Annotated in this window: 13 protein-coding genes; 12 read left to right on the top strand and 1 reads right to left on the bottom strand. The window is 42.7% G+C overall.

From position 1 onward, the window contains the following. Window positions 1–66: 66 nt before the first annotated feature. From MKY99_RS29300 to MKY99_RS29250, 11 genes are all read left to right on the top strand, one after another. The gene (locus tag MKY99_RS29300) at window positions 67–1,206 is read left to right on the top strand and encodes a glycosyl hydrolase family 8 (RefSeq protein WP_339267799.1); all 1,140 of its coding nucleotides are present in this window, start codon (window positions 67–69) and stop codon (window positions 1,204–1,206) included. A gap of 31 nt (window positions 1,207–1,237) precedes the next feature. Next, window positions 1,238–2,788, top strand: a complete 1,551-nt coding sequence (locus MKY99_RS29295) for a hypothetical protein (protein ID WP_339267797.1) — start codon at window positions 1,238–1,240, stop codon at window positions 2,786–2,788. Next, the gene (locus MKY99_RS29290) at window positions 2,785–4,350 is read left to right on the top strand and encodes a hypothetical protein (protein ID WP_339267795.1); all 1,566 of its coding nucleotides are present in this window, start codon (window positions 2,785–2,787) and stop codon (window positions 4,348–4,350) included. Before MKY99_RS29295 ends, MKY99_RS29290 begins: the two co-directional genes overlap by 4 nt. A gap of 19 nt (window positions 4,351–4,369) precedes the next feature. Beyond that, window positions 4,370–5,620, top strand: a complete 1,251-nt coding sequence (locus tag MKY99_RS29285) for a glycosyltransferase family 2 protein (RefSeq protein ID WP_339267793.1) — start codon at window positions 4,370–4,372, stop codon at window positions 5,618–5,620. 52 nt (window positions 5,621–5,672) lie between these two features. Next, entirely contained in the window at window positions 5,673–7,769 is a 2,097-nt protein-coding gene (locus MKY99_RS29280; RefSeq protein WP_339267791.1) for a cellulose biosynthesis cyclic di-GMP-binding regulatory protein BcsB, read from the top strand. Further along, window positions 7,759–8,613 carry a diguanylate cyclase gene (locus tag MKY99_RS29275; protein WP_042192759.1) on the top strand — a complete coding sequence of 285 codons (855 nt, stop codon included), beginning with the start codon at window positions 7,759–7,761 and terminating at the stop codon, window positions 8,611–8,613. Before MKY99_RS29280 ends, MKY99_RS29275 begins: the two co-directional genes overlap by 11 nt. Window positions 8,614–8,820: 207 nt before the next feature. Continuing rightward, window positions 8,821–9,069: a type B 50S ribosomal protein L31 gene (locus tag MKY99_RS29270; protein WP_042131530.1), complete on the top strand. Its 249-nt coding sequence runs from the start codon at window positions 8,821–8,823 to the stop codon at window positions 9,067–9,069. Window positions 9,070–9,201: 132 nt separating this feature from the next. Beyond that, window positions 9,202–9,723: a YcxB family protein gene (locus MKY99_RS29265; protein WP_339267789.1), complete on the top strand. Its 522-nt coding sequence runs from the start codon at window positions 9,202–9,204 to the stop codon at window positions 9,721–9,723. Between the two features lie 92 nt (window positions 9,724–9,815). Further along, window positions 9,816–11,390, top strand: coding sequence for a diguanylate cyclase (locus MKY99_RS29260; RefSeq protein ID WP_339267787.1), 1,575 nt, complete (start codon window positions 9,816–9,818; stop codon window positions 11,388–11,390). 17 nt (window positions 11,391–11,407) lie between these two features. Further along, window positions 11,408–12,115, top strand: coding sequence for a DNA alkylation repair protein (locus MKY99_RS29255; RefSeq protein ID WP_339271827.1), 708 nt, complete (start codon window positions 11,408–11,410; stop codon window positions 12,113–12,115). Window positions 12,116–12,367: 252 nt separating this feature from the next. Next, the gene (locus MKY99_RS29250) at window positions 12,368–15,085 is read left to right on the top strand and encodes a CHASE3 domain-containing protein (protein ID WP_339267786.1); all 2,718 of its coding nucleotides are present in this window, start codon (window positions 12,368–12,370) and stop codon (window positions 15,083–15,085) included. Window positions 15,086–15,193: 108 nt separating this feature from the next. Here the strand turns inward: MKY99_RS29250 and MKY99_RS29245 are convergent, their stop codons facing one another. Then, window positions 15,194–16,234: a copper amine oxidase N-terminal domain-containing protein gene (locus tag MKY99_RS29245; RefSeq protein ID WP_339243932.1), complete on the bottom strand. Its 1,041-nt coding sequence runs from the start codon at window positions 16,232–16,234 to the stop codon at window positions 15,194–15,196. A 158-nt stretch (window positions 16,235–16,392) separates the two neighbouring features. On the opposite strand from MKY99_RS29245, the gene MKY99_RS29240 reads away from it, so the two are divergent. After that, on the top strand, window positions 16,393–18,960 hold the full coding sequence (locus tag MKY99_RS29240; RefSeq protein ID WP_339267783.1) for a DUF2339 domain-containing protein: 2,568 nt from the start codon (window positions 16,393–16,395) through the stop codon (window positions 18,958–18,960). Window positions 18,961–18,962: the final 2 nt, after the last annotated feature.

Below are 18,962 nucleotides of genomic sequence, written 5' to 3'. Positions count from 1 at the left end.
ATATTACCGTTATAGATAATACTAGGCAGTAAGCAGAATAGGAGAATATTAAAAGGAGGTGATCACTTGAGGAAAATAATTATTGCTGCACTAGCGATATTTGCAGGCATTATAGGGTTAACGGCATGCGAAAAAACGGCAGTACCGAATCCGTCCAATAGTGTTCATACTAATTCTCCAGCTCCAGTAGATTCGGAAAATGATACTAAGGTAATCCAGACGCAGGAAGTAACTAACTTAGAGCAGTTTATTACCTCGAAACTCACAGGTGAGTACGGTGTATATACTAATTTTATTGAAACAGATCAGTCGGCGGAAGCGGCGAGTGGACACGAAGTTCTGAGTGAATCGGCATCTCTTCGGATGCTGGCAGCTGTGCGTAGCGGCCAACAAGAGAGATTTGCAGAACAATGGCAACTGGCTAAGCAAACTTTTGATATCAAAAGTGGTTTCAGCTACCGTTACAGTCCTAAACAGCAGAAGCTATACCCCTTGAATGCTGCCGTTGATGATTTGCGTATGATTCAAGCTCTTTATGAGGCGGGGGAGAAGTTCGGCGATAAACATTATACAGCAGAAGCGGATAAATATGGCGAAAGATTTTATGATTATAATGTAAAAGACAGCAAACTTTATGATTTCTACGATATGGAATATTCTTCAACAAACACATTCGTCACTTTGTGTTATATTAATTTGGGCACTTTGCGAAAAATGTCGATTCCTAGCCAATTTAGTAAGAAACTGACGAATGATTTGAACGTAATATTGGAAAACGGATATTTATCGGATGAATTCCCCTTTTATGAGACACGGTTTAATTATGAGAGCGGAAAATATAGTTCGGAAAACATCAATACAGTAGAGTCGCTTTTATCCATTCTAGCCTTAGCTGAGGTGGGCCAGCAGAAAGCCACCAGCATTGATTTTATCAAGCAACAGGTCGAAGCTGGAACGTTGTATGGGCAATATTCGAGAGAAGGTAAGCCGCTGAACGATATCCGCTCCACAGCCATTTATGCCATTACGGCTATGATCGGCGCAGAAATCGGCGATGAATCTCTCCACCATAAAAGCATTGAAAGAATGAACGAGTTCAGAGTAACAGATGTGGATAGCCCACTGTACGGAGGATTCGGTGATGTCGCTAGCGGCCAAGCTTATTCTTTTGACAACCTGATGGCATTACTGGCCTATGTCTATTAACTTAAACTTATTGTATTGAAGGTGAACCTGCATGATGGACAACACGGTGAAAACGCCTCTAAGGCAGGGGATAGCACTTGCTAATTTATCGGTTTCTCCTGCATTTCTTGCTGCATTTGGAGTGCTGCTTATTACCATCATCGCGCTGTTCACAGCTCCGTATGTCGGAGTGGCGGATAACGGTGACTTTTTCCGTAGCATTTATAGTAATGGACTCTATTTCAATCTGCCGGATTATGATAGTCAGTACTTTGGTTATTTTGTGAAGCAATATGGGATCTTTCAATATTTTAATGAGAATGGTGCAATGTTATTTTCCTCTCAGTCCTTATTTATCAAGCTGGCTATAGGACTTAACAAGTTGTTCTTCAGTAGTGAGGTATTCGACATCCGCTTTCAAGCGGCGATTTATACGATTCTATATGTAATCGCAATTTACTTATTAATAGAGGCTATTACATGGAAGATGTCCCGAAAACAGGGATTCATCATTGCAGGTATTGCTATTTTTATATTCGGAGATACCGGTTATACGGCTTATTTTAACTCCTTTTACGGCGAAAGCGTTGTGATGATCACGATGATCTTCATGTTCGCTTCATGGCTGATGTTATATCGAAAAAGATTCAATGACTACGCGATGCTGGCCTTATTCGTAATTAGCACGCTGATCCTGACTACTTCTAAGCAGCAGAATGCGCCAGTGGGTATGATCATTGCTGTTCTGGCATGTTCACTGCTTTGGATTCGTAGAGACAAGATATTTCGGATCCTGACAATGGCGTCTCTTGCTCTGATGCTGTTCGCAGGTGTGTTCACGTATTTGAATATCTCAAATGAGTTCGTAAACATTAACCAGTTCCATGCCATGACCCGAGGGGTGCTGAAGGAATCACCTGATCCAGAAGCCGCTTTAAAAGCGTTAGGGATGGACGAGCAATTCGCCATTCTGAAGAACAGCATTCACTATGAGAAGTACGTGACCATAGACGTGAATTCACCACTTCTCGAGGAGAATTTCTACAGTCGTTATGGATTTGTATCCATCCTTAAATATTATTTAACGAACCCTGACCAGCTTAATTCGATTCTTAATGTAGCTGCTCAAAGTGCATTCTCGATTAAGCCTGCGGCTATGGGGAATTTCGAGCATTCCGTTGGTAAGGAGTTTCGAGCACAGAGTCACTTTTTCACCGGATACAGCCAACTGAAACAAACGCTGGCCCCGCGAACATTCGGGTTCATCTTCCTCTGGATGGTGCTTGTCATCGGTCTCTATATGCCTTCCTTTGTAAAAGCGATCAAGTCCCGTGATTTCAGAGGTATGCAGCGAATGGTATTGATTGTCGCTTCGATTGGCATTGGGCTTTCAGGTATTTTTGTATCGATTATCGGGGCAGGCGATGCCGATATTTCCAAGCATGAGTTCTTATTTACATTATCCTTTGATTTAGTCACTTTTCTGACCCTATCCAGTGTGATCGGGCGTAGAGTTTCTAAAAACAGCAATCGGGTTAAGCAGGTTAACAAGAGCATCCCTTCTAGCCCGTATACAAAGCCTCAAAAGGATGTGAGTGTGTGAGCATCAGAGGAGTTTTAAACGGTATATTGCTGCTGACGTTGACCCTAACAGCCCTTCTGATTCCCGTCACACCTGTCCAATCTGCTGCTTCGCCACAGCAGGTCCTACTACTCTACGACAGCCTCGCTAAGGGGACGACGAAGGAAGGCAACGTGACTGAACTCCAGCGACTGCTGGCGGCCTATTCCATGAAGGTCACACTTAGAAGTCTGGATCAATATGAACAAGGGATGCTGAATCATTACTCTAAAGTGATTATGGTCCGTAATGCAGCGGATATTTTGATTACTAATAAATTTTATGTAGAGGATTGGGAGCATTATCAGGGACAGTATTTGCACATCGGGTACAGTCCTCCAGCCTCGCTGAAAAAGAAACTACAGTTAACCACAGATGTCATGTATGACGCGAATCCAGATCTCCAGATCGGACAGTTCTCGGGAATTTCACTTCAGGTACAGGATATGCTCTATATAGCCGGAAGTCAGGGAACCCAGCCCCTTGGAAAGCTGATCTTCCAGGAGGATAGCCTGCAAGCACCTTATGCTGTGAGTAAAGAGGATGCTGCTTATGTTCCGTATTTTGAACAAGGGAATGTCAGTGCACTGGCGATGGGGTATGTTCTGAAGGATTGGCTTCATATCAACGCAACGCCTAAAGTGTATCTTGCGATCAAAGAGATCTATCCCTTCTCTGATCTGGGATTGCTGACAGAGACTGCGGAGCGGCTGTATCAAGTGGGGATTCCTTTTCTTGCAAGTGTGCGGCCAGTGTTCAGCAATACCGATTATCCGGCAATGCAGCGTTATTTGGTAGCCATCAAAAGAGTGCAATCGAATAATGGCAGCATTCTGGTCAATGCCCCTATTGCGATGCATTCAACGAGTACTAGTAATATGGATCATTCACTTCAGGTGAAGATGAACGCGTTCATTAATCTGCTGGTGCACAACAAGATTGGGCCGCTTGGAATCGGAGCACAAATGCACTGGGCGTATGACAAGGAATATTCGGAGGCGGGGATGGGGTTTTTCGATTCTGTGATACTGTATCCGGATGAAAATGTTGATTATATGGAGCAGAGCGACACCTCCAAGTCCTTTCCATCCTCTTTATATAGTGTGCCGATTGATTTTTTGCAGGATCTGCAAACATCCAATAATGTGATGCCAGAACTGCCGATGGACACGGTAATCACTGTGGATATGCCTAAGGATAAGGAAGAACTTGAGGGAATGCTGAAGATGCTGGAACAATACTGGGTTTCTTTTGCAGATTATAAACAAGAAAGGCATGAGGTTGTTACAGACGTCAATACGATCACTTCATCAGAAGGAGTGATTTCTATTAATGGACAACCCCTGAGTCTGAATTATACGCCAGAAACAGTGAATAGCGATTATCGGTATATAGAAGAGCAGAAGAAGAGCTTTACGACGCTTTTTAATATACAGAATCAGTTCTTTATAGTTGCGATAATGATTTCTCTGTTGCTATTTGGCGGATTAATGATCATCGGATACCGATTGTATAGGAAAAAGTATTTGAAACGAGACAACTAATCGTGATTTGGAGGATCCTATGACGATTTCAGACATACTGATGGTAATTGCAGTGATCTGTATCTGGTCTCTATTGCTGGTGAATGTGACCCTCATTATCGCAGGCTATTTATATTACATTAAATCTGAAAATGAGGACATACCAGAGATAGAGGGCAAATATCCTTTGGTTTCAATTATGGTTCCTGCTCACAATGAGGGGGTAGTAATCTGTAAGACGGTAGAGTCTCTGCTAGCGCTTGATTATCCGGAAGATCGATATGAGATTATTGTGATTAATGATAATTCCTCTGATAACAGTGCTGAACTGCTGGCCGGTATCCAAAACCGAAATCCGGGGCGGCAGCTGATCGTCATTAATACGGATGCGATTACGGGTGGCAAGGGGAAATCGAATGCGCTGAATATAGGCTTCACCCATTGCAAAGGGCAGTTAATTGCGATTTATGATGCAGACAACACTCCTGAAAAAACGGCTTTACGTTATCTGGTCGCTGAGATCATGAATGACTCTAGCCTAGGCGCAGTAATCGGTAAGTTTAGAACCCGTAACCGTAACGCAAGCCTACTTACCCGGTTTATTAATATTGAGACGTTGTCCTTTCAATGGATGGCGCAAGCGGGACGCTGGAAACTGTTCAAGTTATGCACCATTCCCGGCACTAATTTTATTATGCGCAGGTCTATCGTAGAAAGTATCGGTGGCTGGGATGTTAAAGCGATAGCCGAAGATACAGAAATCAGCTTCAGAATATATATGATGGGTTATCGGATCAAGTTCCAGCCGAAATCGGTCACATGGGAGCAAGAGCCACAGACCTTAAAAGTCTGGTTCAAGCAGCGAACGCGCTGGGCTAAGGGCAACATTTATGTCATTGTCAAAAATATCCCTCTGCTGTTCGATAAGTCCGCCGCAAAAGTCCGATTCGATATTCTTTATTTTCTAGCCATTTACTTCTTATTGCTGATGTCGTTAATCACCTCGGATGTGCTGCTCATCCTGCATGCTTTGGGCTATGTACATACTACCATTGCTGGGCTTAGCAATTTCCTCTGGCTGCTCGCCATCATTCTGTTCGTTGTAGGTACTTTCATAACGTTGACGACAGAGAAGGGCGAGATGAGCTTCTCCAATTTATGGATCGTAATGTTGATGTACGTCTCTTATTGTCAGCTGTGGATGGTTGTCGCCGCCTACGGACTATATCTTTATGTCAAAGACCTCATCTTCAAAAGAGAAGCAAAGTGGTATAAGACTGAACGCTATTAATAAAGAACAAAGAAGTAATGTGAGAAATATGTGATCACAGGAGAAACAGAACATGATGATGAAAAAACAAATGGTTATACTGTTAACCTGCCTCTCTCTTTTTCTAATTCAATTGAATGTTGCAGCCGCCGAGGCTCCGCCTCAGGATACTAGATTAACCTACACAACGTCTTTCACAGGAACAGATACTGCGTTAAAGGGTTCGAGTGCCCAGCAGCAATATTTTGAGGTCATGGATTATTGGAATGTGGATGAGATCAGAATTAACCTGCACTTTCAAATTTCGCAAATTACCAAGGAGCAGATTTCTAGCGTTACCTTAACGCTAAATGGCAGCCCATTCTATACATTTAGACCCTCTCTAAAAGATAATGGCGAACAACAGCTGGTTCTTCAGGCACCTAAAGGGTTTCTAAAAAAAGGAACCAATACGCTTGGAATTCAGGGCTATTTGCAGTCGAACTATACAGATGAACAATCTTGTTCTGTCGATTATGATTTTGATAATTGGCTGCATCTGTTTAATACATCCAGTATTAGCGTGATGTATACGCCGAAGCCCTTGACTGGAGGGATTAGTGACTTTAGCGAGCGCTTCTCTGGCGTTGATACCTTAACGAAGAATCATAGTGTGCTGACCGTACCGGATAAAAGCACAGGGGCTGAATTGGAGTCGGCTACTTATGCGCTCTCCGGGCTTGTGAAGGGGAATACATTGGACAATAGAACGATTCCAATGCTTCCTTACCGGTCAGATGCGGTGAAGAATAAAGCTGCGGTTGTACTGGTAGCTATGTATGACCGAGTACCAAGTGGGCTAAAGGCTCAGCTAAGCACCTCTGAAGATTTAAGTACACATGCACTGCTGCAGTTAGTGAATAAGGATACTCAGCCGACACTTGTCGTAACCTCGAAGGATGAGAACTTACTGATTAAAGCAGGCCGTTTTATTGCGAATGAAGAGTTATTGGGTCAAATCAGCAGTGATTTAAAGGTGGTCGATGATGCTACAGAAGTATCTGCACCCCCCCTTTCGATTAGCTCCAATATTACGCTTACAGAGACGGGTGATAAACTCACTGGCGCACGTCATCAGGAGCAGACATACTTTGTTGCACTGCCCTCTAACCGCTCGATTGCAGATTCAGGCAGAATCAGATTGGATTTCCGTTATGCACAGAATTTAGATTTCGACCGTTCATTAGTGACTGTCAGCATCAACAACACACCCATTGGCAGCAAGAAGCTGACCAAAGAGCTGGCGAATGGCGATAAGCTGGACCTTCCAGTTCCCCAAAGCCTGAATATCTCTGGTAATTTCACGGTAACTGTAGCCTTTGATTTGGAGCTGAAGGGAGCCGAATGTACTTTAGATAAGCAACAAATGCCTTGGGCGTATATCAGCAAAGATTCTGTAATGCGTCTTAATACTAAGGATCGTACGGATCTTTTGTTTAATAACTATCCGTATCCGTTTATACGTGACGGGCTTTACAATCAAGTAGCAGTTGTTTTGCCGCAAGAAATGGATGATTATTCATATTTGAGTTTAGCTAATGTATTTAATCTACTGGGAAAATACGCTAGCGGAAATATAGGCAACATTCAGTTCTACACGGATAACATTAGCGCTGATCATTTGAAGAATAATAATGTCATCGCCATAGGCACGTATAAGAATAATAAGATCATCCGAGATCATAATGATAAGCTCTATTTTCAATATAACGGGAACGGAACAGCGATTCGCTCCAATGAGAAGATGAGTATTGAAGATCATTACGGATCTCAAATTGGAACACTGCAGCTGATTGAATCACCATTTGAGGCGGGACGGGGATTGCTTGCTGTTACGGGAGCCCACTCTGAAGAGTACTATTTGGCGTCGAAGTTGATCGCAACAGAGCGGGACAAATGGAAGGTGTTTGGCGATGGGGTAATCGTTGATAAGGACGGTAATGTCAATGCGCACCGTTTCAAGATCATTACTGGAGCAGCAGAGGGTTCCGTGGTTAAAAAAATAGCGGAACGAACGGACGTGCTGAGTTTCATTATCGTAATTGTGCTGGTGCTGACACTGGTGATTCTATCGCTGATCCTGCTGCTTCGTAAACATATGAAGAAACGTGGTGATAAGCGTGAGACGTAATCGCAGCGGTTTAGTTTCAGATATCGCTCTCTTATCGTTCCTGGTGCTTCTTTTTATTTGTATTGTCTTCATTTCAGGGGCACCCGATGATTATATCCAGAATATTATCATTTTAAATGTGGCTTTTATTCTGGCGATTGTTACGTATTTTACAACGGTGACTGCAGGGTTGGTCTTGAACCTGGTGTTTATATTTGCTTACGGCTTCTATACGATGTATCAGACGATATCTTTGGGAGAGACAATTGGACTGAATACTTACTTCTGGCTAATTATGACCCCATTGTTAACAGTGGTACTGTGGATATTTACACTAAGCAATCGTGAGCTGCAGGCTGAGAATCAGCGTTTGGAGAATAAGACTGCCAATATGGCCATCATCGACGAGAACACAGATCTGCGTAACAGTATTTCTTTTCAGAAGGATGCTGCCTTATTTACAGGCATTTCGACTCGATATCAGATTCCACTCACACTGCTTGTAGTGAAAGTGAAATACTGGAATGAGATTAGACGTATTATTCCCGAAGATAAGCTGGCTGAGGCCATTCACGACGTATCTCAGCTCAGTCAGGCCAGCATTCGTACCAATGATGCATTGTATTTACTGGACAAAGATGACGCAACATGGGGCCTTCTGCTGTTCACCGACAACGATGGAGCAAAAATCGTGATCGAGCGGATTAAATTGAAGCTTCAAGAGCTTAATGACACTGAATTTGTCAAAAAGTATAAAGTTAGCCTCGGTCTCAAAATAGGTGCTGTAGAATATCAATCCAGCACTATTGAGAACCCGTTAGATTTTATTGTTCAGGCTAAAAAACAACTGGAGTATGATGTATAAGTCAGTTGAACGTAAGGGAATATAAGGAATATCGGATAGTAGTTGACTTTACATGTCGATTTCACGTATGATGGAGTGGTGGTCTAAATCGTAAGATTTACGAATTTTCCTACGTTTATTAGGTTATACTTATAGATAAACCTACAGATCATTTGGTTAATTTACCATAAAGGCTCCACTAATTTGTTCAGAAGGAGGACGATCAGAATGAGAGAAGGCATACATCCAAAGTACAACAAGGTTATTTTCATGGATGCAAGCGTAGGCTTCAAATTCTTGAGTGCATCTACAAAATCATCCAATGAAACAATGGAATGGGAAGATGGTAACACTTATCCTGTTATCCGCGTGGACGCAAGTTCCGCATCCCACCCATTTTACACTGGTAAACAAAGAGATACAGAACAAGGCGGCCGTGTTGACAAGTTCAAACAACGTCTTGCACAAAAGAAATAAGCATTCATACGGTTTAAAAAGGGACAACCCATTTAGAAGCGATCGCTTCAGGGATGTCCCTTTTTTGTGTTCAGACATGTTAGAATGAAATGGAATTGACAAATTTCGATAGTGGCAGGGGAGCGATTAGTAGTGGGAAATGAAATAAAAGTAGATACCGTCCTTAAGAGTGAGGACGTTCAGGAGTTTAACCTATGGTTCAGCTTGAACAGCCGAATTATACTTAGCTCTTTCAGTGTGGTTGCTTATTTTGTGATTTTGCTGTTAATTACTAAGGATTACAGTACTAAAAATATTTCAATCCTTGCTGTGACTGCTGTGATTCTTGCCGCTGTTTTATGGTATATGACCAAATCAAGTTTGACCAAAAAATCTAAAAAAGCCTTCGCAACAGACAGTTTAGCCCAGCAGCCTCAGAGCTATTCCGTATCAGATGAGGGTATAAAGTACGTATCTGAGGCAGGTTCCGGGCAAGTGAAATGGGAAGAGATACATAAAATAGGTGAAACGATGAACCTGTTCGTGTTTTTTGTGTCTTCTAATCGAGCGCTGATTATTCCTAAACGGTACTTTCAGTCGGTACAAGATAAAGATGCATTTAAGGACTTGGCCAGAAAGTATATGTTCTCCCATCGAGTAAAGTTCAAATCGTAAGATGTACAGATGTGCTGGTATTTGTTGATTCATTTGTAGGATTGATTAGGATATAATGATAGGAGCGACTTGAAAAATAGGAGAAATATGGCATGCCGTGGATTCAAGGATATCCGTATTACTTATTAATGGGCAGTGTTCTAAGCTTTTACATGGGCATCAGCTCCTATCGACATCGAAAGTCGGCAGGAAGACGCTATTTATGGATCTTAATGCTGCTGGTCAGCCTCATATTTATTGCAACGGCGGGAGAGATCATGTCATCCTCTTTTCAGGCTAAGCTGTGGTGGAAGAATATGCAGCAGGCTCCGCTTTTTTTAAGTGCGTTATTTACTTATGCTGTCGTTAAAGAATATGTGTCTCCTTCCGCGGAACGCCTACCTGTAAAACTTGCTATTTTCTCGATTCCAATTGCTTTGGACGTACTGCTTATTTTTACGGATACCTATCATCATCTAATGCGTAGTGAAGTGGGCATGGCCACTGTTGCAGGTGTTAGTGGAATTACTGTAAAGCCTACGCTTCTTAGCATGGCTTTTATTGCTTATGATCAGCTATTTGGTCTATATGCGGTCTGCTTGCTAGCTGTTTCCTTAATGAATAGACCGAGAGCTTTTTTGCGACGTGCGTTCTTACTATTTGTCGGGTTACTTGTTCCGGTCGTTTCTGTTTTTTTACTTCCCTTGTTGAAGATCACGCTTACAGGCTTTACGGCCTTCACTTATCTACCCGCAATTATAGCGGCTTATTTGTGTTTATTCGTTGACACCAAATCTACGATCTATCCTTTAACTAAAATTAAAATCCTGGAGCATATGAAAGACGGCGTAGTTTTGACAGACCGGAATGATAGTATTATTGGTATAAATGAGGCTGCAACCTCCATTTTGTTTGAGATTACCGGGATATCGAATGAGACCTGGATGGGGAAAAATATTGATCTTTTTATGAGGCATCACAAGAACATTGGCGCTCATTATAGTCAAAGGACCGAAGGGCAGTTTGAGATTGTATGTACTGGAATAAGAGAGGTTTGTTATGGGGTTTCCTTGATAGCGACTGAACATCAGGCAACAGAGAACAAGGGGATGCTAATTGTTTTTAGTGACCATAGTGAAAAGAAGCGGTATGAACGTGAATTGGTCTATCAAGCAACGGTAGATGATTTGACGGGACTATATAATCGTAGACATTTTATGCAAATGGTGCAAAATCAAGCGATTCCGGACGGACTAGGACTGGCACTGCTGTTATTTGATATCGATGATTTTAAGTTAATTAATGATACCTATGGTCATTTAGCAGGAGATCAGGCATTAGTTGATTTCTCGAATAAAATACTTCAGGTGTACCAAAACAAAGGCATTGCCGGAAGAGTCGGGGGCGAGGAGTTTGCTGTATGCTTTTTTGCTGAGGATAAACGTGCAGCCTTGATGGAAGCAGAGGATTTTCGCACAACGATGAGTGATTATAAAATAATTTTGAACGAACACAATAGCATTCAGCTTACCGCTAGCATCGGAATTTCTTTTACAGAGCGCAGAGAGGTGACTTTCGAAGATTTGTATCGGGAAGCGGATGAAGCGTTATATCGTTCCAAGAATTCGGGCAAGAATAGAGTAACACTAGGTCGTGAACCCATTTTAAGAGAAGTGATGAAGGGATAAGAGGTGTTCTAATGAATCTGACAATTAATGAAGTGATGAGTAAGCTTGAAGAGATGGGGACAGAGCAAACGAAGCGTACCTTCGTACGACATGGTGCTAAGGAGCCTTTATTCGGAGTAAAGGTAGGCGATTTGAAGAAGCTGGTTAAGAATGTGAAGAAGGACCAGAGTCTAGTTCGGGCTTTGTATCAGACGGGTAATTATGATGCGATGTATTTGGCAGGACTCACGGTTGATCCTAAGAGTCTTACGAAAGAAGAGCTTCAGGGCTGGGTGTCAAAGGCTTACTGTTATGCTTTAGCGGAATATACGGTAGCGTCTGTCGCTGCAGAGAGCCCACACGCGTTGGAGCTTGCCAGAGAGTGGATTCGTTCCTCAGATGAAATGGTGGCCACCTGTGGCTGGAGTACTTATGGGAATTACATTTCAGTTACGCCGGATGATCTGCTAGACATCGCTGAGATCAGAAAGCTACTACAGCAAATACAATCTACCATTCATCAGGAACGGAATCGAGTTCGTTACACGATGAATATGTTTGTAATTATCGCCGCCAGCAGCGTAACCGAACTGCATGATGAGGCAACGCAGATTGCTGCAAGCATTGGAAAGGTTCAGGTACAAATGGGACAAACCGCATGTAAAGTACCGCTGGCAGTAGATTATATTGCCAAGGTTGAGCAGGCAGGAAAGCTTGGTGTGAAGAAGAAGACCTGTATTTGTTAATGGAGACAGTATAACATCGCCTTCAAGTTAGTCACTCTATTTCCCCCTCATATTCTATTGAGGAGTGAGTAAACTTGGAGTTTTTTTATGGTCAAATACACAGGTGTTTCAACGGTGCTCAAAAATGTTTAAGTTACCAGCAGTAAAAATTCACATAGAAAACTTAGTGGAGCAGTGAAGAAGGAGCAAAGAGCCATTATTATAAGGAATTAGGTAAGGAGTTAGGCTTAGAAGACAGGACGGAGGCACTTTGTGAAAAAACATCGATTTACTTTGCAGTATAAAATACTATCTATAACAATTTTTATCGTGATCTGTCTATTAGGATTCGTGATGGTTATGCATGATAGAATCAATGCGCTGCAGCGGGAAAGTAGCTTTATTTCCCATCAGGACCGAGAGATAACTAGTTTGGCTAATCAGATCGAGAAGAACATTCTAGATATGGAAACGGGACAACGAGGTTATATTATCACCGGCGATGATAAGTATCTGGAGCCCTATAATTTGGGGAAAACTCAATGGAAGGCGAATTATGATGAGCTCTCCGTGCTTACTGCTAATGATTCCATGCAACTTCAGCGTCTGATGGGCATTGAAAATAATATCCAGCAGTGGATCAAGCAGTCCGGGGATTATGTGATAGAGTTGAAAAAAGAGGGACAGGAAGCTGAAATCTTACGATATTTCCATTCGGATGATGGCAAAGATCAAATGGACCGAATTCGTAGCCAGATCAGTACTTACCGCGAGACGATGAATGAGAATACTAATGATTTGATAGCTGGACAGGCAGATCAGAATAAATTGCTGCTGGAGCTCCTTTATATTGTTTGGGCGATTATTGCTGTTACCTCAGTGATCGCCTCGTGGATCATTTCACATGCCATCGTTAGTACGATTCGTAAGGTTACTCATACGATTACTGGATTAGATTCCGCTAATGATATGAAGAGAAGAGTGGAGATTACCACGAATGATGAAATCAGGGATCTCAGTGTCGCTACGAATCATCTGATAGACACGCAACAAGAGCGAATATGGATTCAGGATCATGCTAATGATTTGCTGTCAAGGTATCAGGGCATCACACGAGTCTCACAACTGGGCGATATCTTTTTAGGTAAAACTGCAGAAGTTATTGATTATCCATATGGTGCCTTATATATACGGACGCAAGATCATGATCGAGACATGTTAAATAGAACTTCTACTTTTGCTGGAAACAGCGACATAACAGATCATGGGACATTCCAAATTGGAGAAGGTTTGGTTGGTCAATGTGCTAAAGAGGCACGTTTGATTCACATACAGGATCTTCCAGATGAGTATATCAACATTCAGTCCGGGCTGGGCGTTTCCGCACCGAAATTCCTTATATTACTTCCAGTTTGTTTTTCGGGTGAGGTAGTTGCTGTGGTGGAAATTGCCTCCTTTTCTCCACTTACTGAGCCGCAGATTAAATTCTTGGAGTCTATTTCAAATGCATTTGGTGCTGCAATTAACAGTACCATCAGCAGTATGAGAATTGATCAACTTTTGGAGCAATCCCAACGCTTAAACGAAGAACTTCAAGTGTATACTGAAGAACTACAAACCCAGTCTGAGGAGCTGCAAATCCAGACAGAGTCGCTACATGCGACGAATAGAAAGCTGGAAGATAAGAATCTCTTAGCTGAACAAAAGTCATTTGAGGCTGAAAAAGCTCGAATAGAGCTTGCTCAATCTGCAGAATTATTGCGGCAAAGCTCGCAGTATAAATCGGAGTTCTTGGCGAATATGTCTCATGAACTCCGAACTCCGCTTAACGGCATATTGTTACTCTCCGAATTTCTCATGGAGAATCAGTCAGGGTCCTTAAGTGAGGAGGATATTGAATTCTCCCAAGCCATTCATTCTTCTGGGCAAGATCTGCTGGCGCTGATTAACGATATTTTAGATTTGTCCAAGGTTGAGGCAGGGAAGCTGAATATTGAAGTTGAAGCGATAAATCTAACGGAGATCCCGGAGGCAATGCTTCAGAGCTTCAGTCACCTGTCTCGAAAAAAAGAGATTCCTTTGCATATACAACTGGGGGAGGACTTACCTCCGCTATTTTATTCGGATGCTCAAAGGGTACGGCAAATTATTATAAATCTGCTGTCCAATGCGTTTAAGTTTACAGCTAATGGTTCAGTAACTCTTGAAATACGTTTGGCGACTACAGACGAACTACGGAGTTTGGCACATTTGGAACCAGGGTTATTTATTGCTTTCACCATCAAAGATACTGGAATTGGGATTCCTTTTGAGAAGCAGGCTATTATTTTCGAAGCTTTTCAACAGGCGAATGGAAATACAGAACGTCAATACGGTGGAACTGGGCTTGGGTTATCCATATCCAGAGAACTGGCAACACTGCTCGGCGGTAGGATTACAGTGGAGAGTCAAGAAGGAATAGGTAGTGTCTTTACGGTGTATTTGCCAATGAAGCTTCAGGACCCTAGCCTTGAAGAAACCGCTGGGATAGCAGATCTTAATCATGAGGAAGAAAGTTCGGTTGCTCTTCCCGCAGCAACCAGTGAGAACATAAGCAGCGACTTCACCTCTTTAAATCATAAGCATGTTCTAATTGTGGATGATGATGAGCGGAATCTGTTCGCGTTATCTAACACGCTAAGGAAGCGTGGACTGCAAGTAACTACAGCTGCGGATGGAGAGAGAGGCATACATGCGCTGGAGCAATCTGCATCCATAGACATCGTTCTTATGGATATTATGATGCCGGTAATGAACGGATTTGAAGCTATCGCTCGAATCAGAGAAATGCCGGCAAGGAATAAAATTCCAATTATAGCGCTGACCGCGAAGGCGATGAAGGAAGATAAGGCGAAAATCTTACAAGCGGGTGCAACAGATTATCTTAGTAAGCCAATTAACTTAGAACGTTTATTAGCATTGATGCAATTAATCCTAAATAGTGATTCATAAGGTGATAGATTCTAGAAAAATCAAACAGCGCGCGCCAATGGAGTACTGGCGCGCGCTGTTTAGTTTGTACGAGCTGTCGATTGGACAGCTCTAGGGTTGTTGATAATGTTATTGTTGAACGGAATCTACTACGACTTTAGCAGCTGTGCCGATTGGTGGCAGGCTCTTAGTCAGCATAGGGCTGTAGAATCCTATAACTTTTGCGCCTTTTACAAGCTCGCTGCTGTTTACAGCTTTGCCATCGGTATTAATTAGCGCGGTATCTTTACTAATACGAAGTACTACTTCTTGTTGTGACTGTTCGTTCAGGCCACTGCCTTTAACGGTGATGCTGATGTTTCCTTCATCGTCTTTTTTAACTTCTTCAATGGTACCTGCAGTACCCAAAAGATCATTTTGTTTCTGCTCATCTAGAACAGTGATCTTGTAAGTTGGAGTTTGCGGCGGCAGGCTCATGGTCATGATCATGGAATGCTCTGCTTTTACGGTCATACCGATATGAAGATCTTTTAGAGCAAGCTTAGTACCGTCTGCCATTTCGATAGTCGTATCTTCACCTACATTCAGTACGATGCCATCTGTGCCTACACCCTGGATCTGAACGGATTGGTATTTGCCCTCATTATTGACAGCTGTAATCACGCCAGTCTTGGTCATATGCTCTTCCTGATTAGCAGCAGTGATCACGATGGAATCTCCCTTCACTGTCATGTTGTGATGGATGATTTCACTTACAAAGGAAGCTGGAACGTACAAAATGGAGTCAACCAATTGTGGTGCAGTTCCAAGCGTAGTATTCATTTTGTTAATGCTATAGCGATCTTCTCCGGCTTTCACTGTAGTGAAGACAGCACCATTGATAAGATCAACGGATTTAGTTTGTCCATTCCAAGTTAATTCAAAGCCAAGTGCTTCAGTAACCGAACGAAGTGGCACCATAGGCTCTTTGCCATTTGTAGTTTGGAAGCCTGTTTCTTTCAGAGCGGAACCGTTGATTTCAATCGCAAATGTTTTTTGGTTAGCGCTAACGGTAGTTTGAGCAGCATCATTTTTGGCAGAAGTTGTTGTTGGTGCGGCATAGGCTGCTCCTGTTGATAGTGCTAGGGACAAAGTTAAAAGAACTGTACTTGTTTTTAAAATGTTGTTCATAGTTGTGAGCTCCTTTTTAAGTTCATTTGTTAGTGTTGTTATTATCTAGACGGGACATCCCTCAAATATGTTGCAGTTTTTTGCATAAAAAAGAGTAAGAGATCCTTCCGTTTGTAGTAAAATGGAAATATTAACAATCGCTCACATTAGGAGGCGCTATGGAGTCATTCAAAGATCGACTTAGATTCATGAAGGTCCAGCAGGACGGGCTTATTAAGGAATATGAAGCTCTGATCGCGGAATATGAAAGTCACGATCTGGTCAACGAGAATGAACACTTAAAGAAGCAATATGAGAAACATAAGCTTGCTTTAGTGGAGTTAAAGACTCAGGTGGGGAAGCTTCAAGAAGAGAATACAGAGCTAAAAGTTACGCTAACGGAACAAATTTTAGATGAGAAGCTTGGCATTCTTAGTCTGTCCAGACAGAAGCTGCAGACTTATTTTGCCTCTAAAAGCCTTGCCCATACGGACCGGCTGACGGATTTTGAGATGGACACAAAGCGTCATATTCAGCGGTTGTACCAAACAGCCGCGAGGCAGCTCGGTGAGGATAAAGCGGAGTTATCCAGTCGACTTGGAGCATTATCGGTGGAGTTAAATGAGCGTGTACTAGCGCAGCGACAAAGACTGAGGGAATCCGAAATTGCTCTGAACTCCAGAATGGATAACGGATTACATGATTTTGCCTCAGAAGAGATCAGTGAAGAAGTATTGGAGCGTCGAAGAAAACAAAATCAGATCGAAATGAAAATTGGACTAGGCTGGATTAACAAGCTTGGGATCTTGTTGCTGATCTTGGCCGTGGGAGCGGCATTCAGATACTCCTATTCCAATTGGTTCACCGGTTATATGAAGGGAGGAGCCTTTTTCCTACTGGGTTTACTGATGTTAGGGGGCGGGGAGTGGCTATACCGGAAAGGAAAAGGGACGTTCGCTTTAGGGCTACTTGGCGGCGGGATTTCAGTGCTGTACGGCTCTATTTTCTATAGCTATTTTTTACTGGATATTATCAGTATTTATGTAGGGCTGTCCTTATCCGTGCTCGTCACATTGACTGCGGTGCTCCTGTCTTTAAGGTATGAATCACGAAGTATTTGTGCGTTGGGTTTAATCGGAGGGTACCTACCGCTATATTCTTATCTTGGGGCTTTCGGGCTTTCAGGCAACGCAGTTTATGTGGCAATGGGCTACTTATTTCTTCTGAATTTATTCATTCTACTAATTTCCTTCCGCAAACGCTGGAACGTGGTCAATTACATCAGCTACTTATTTAATACACCCTCCATGCTGATATTAATAGCGTTATCGGATAGCAACGGAATGAATATGATTTATGCGGTGCTGACTTTTGCGATGTATTTGGGCATTACGTTATGGTACCCGTTCAAGTATCGCTCCAAGTTGTCTTGGTGGGATTTCTCTCTACTGGGATGCAACACGTTTATTAGCTGTCTTACCTTGTATCTTCTATTTCTGGATGCAGGGCTCAAGGATTACAATGGTGCGCTGGCGCTGCTCTTCTGTCTGCTGTATCTAGGGCTTGGACGAGGGCTTGAAAAACTGATGCCACAAGAAAAAGAAAGCATGCTGCTGTTCTACGCTACTTCGCTGACCTTTGGTATTCTGATGATTCCGTTCCAATTTGGAGCGGCTTGGTGGTCCATTGGCTGGTTGGTTGAAGGCGTTGTGCTTACCTTGTTTGGTAATCTGAATCGGTTTAAAGGGATGGAAAGGGCAGGCTGGGGGATTTTAACGCTTTGCCTTGCGGTGTTCTTCGGATTAAATGTACCAATGCAGCTCAGTATAGCCAATGAATGGTTGAATTCCGCTGACGTCTATTTTCCGTTAAAATATGTCTTTATTACCGCAGGAATGCTGATTATCGCCGTATGGTACGCCGTTCAGCATAACCGCAAGGATGCCCTGCAGCGCAGTGAGCCTTACGAAATTACCTTAGCCCTGTGGTTTAAATACGCGGCATTATTGAATTTCTGGATCTATGGTTTGTATGAATCGAGAAGACTGTATCGTCTGGCTGTACCGGAGGATTTCTCGCATAGAACCTTCTATAATTTGCTGCTGTCCGCTCTGTTAACTATTGTTCTGGCCTATGTTTTACCAAAGGTGAAGGTGCTTTATGACACGATTGTTAAGTATTTTGTAAGACTTCTCTTTGGGATCGGCTACGCTATTTGTTTTGTGATTACAGTAGGCTTGCCAAGCCTGCAGAATGAGCTTGCACGTAATACCGGGGCTGATTATATCGTACTGGGTATACTCATTATCTTCAATATTTTTGTGTGGTTTAGTGGACGTGATCTGCTGATCACCTTGCTCAAACGTGAGTATAAAAGTATGGAGATCTATCCTGTTTTCATGGGAGTGTATCTACTCGGAATCATCACCGCTTTTCTAGGGGTACAGCTGCAATTAAGCGATGCGGGATTAATATTTAGTCTTGTGTATCTGTTGATAGCAGTTCTGTTCATCATGTACGGCTTCCGTAAAAGATATGTGTATATCCGGCGCTTCGGCCTTGGATTAACGCTTCTGGCGACAGGTAAGCTGCTGCTATACGATCTGGGACTACTGAATACCGGAAGTAAAATTATCGCTTATGCCAGCTTTGGGATTTGCCTGCTCGGGATCTCCTATCTCTATCAAAAGGTGTCAAACAAAATGGAGGAGGGGCAGGCAGCGACGGAGAATGTGACTAAGGGGTAACT

This window comes from Paenibacillus sp. FSL R5-0470 (genome assembly GCF_037975205.1).
Classification (GTDB): domain Bacteria; phylum Bacillota; class Bacilli; order Paenibacillales; family Paenibacillaceae; genus Paenibacillus_AQ.
The sequence above is the reverse complement of the archived record's forward strand: the minus strand, read 5'-3'. Positions and strand labels throughout refer to the sequence as shown.

Excerpts from the sequence above, each read along its gene's own strand:
- MKY99_RS29245 (WP_339243932.1), bottom strand. The coding sequence starts at position 16,234 with ATGAACAACATTTTAAAAACAAGTACAGTTCTTTTAACTTTGTCCCTA.
- MKY99_RS29295 (WP_339267797.1), top strand. The coding sequence starts at position 1,238 with ATGATGGACAACACGGTGAAAACGCCTCTAAGGCAGGGGATAGCACTT.
- MKY99_RS29285 (WP_339267793.1), top strand. The coding sequence starts at position 4,370 with ATGACGATTTCAGACATACTGATGGTAATTGCAGTGATCTGTATCTGG.
- MKY99_RS29240 (WP_339267783.1), top strand. The coding sequence starts at position 16,393 with ATGGAGTCATTCAAAGATCGACTTAGATTCATGAAGGTCCAGCAGGAC.
- MKY99_RS29270 (WP_042131530.1), top strand. The coding sequence starts at position 8,821 with ATGAGAGAAGGCATACATCCAAAGTACAACAAGGTTATTTTCATGGAT.
- MKY99_RS29280 (WP_339267791.1), top strand. The coding sequence starts at position 5,673 with ATGATGATGAAAAAACAAATGGTTATACTGTTAACCTGCCTCTCTCTT.
- MKY99_RS29260 (WP_339267787.1), top strand. The coding sequence starts at position 9,816 with ATGCCGTGGATTCAAGGATATCCGTATTACTTATTAATGGGCAGTGTT.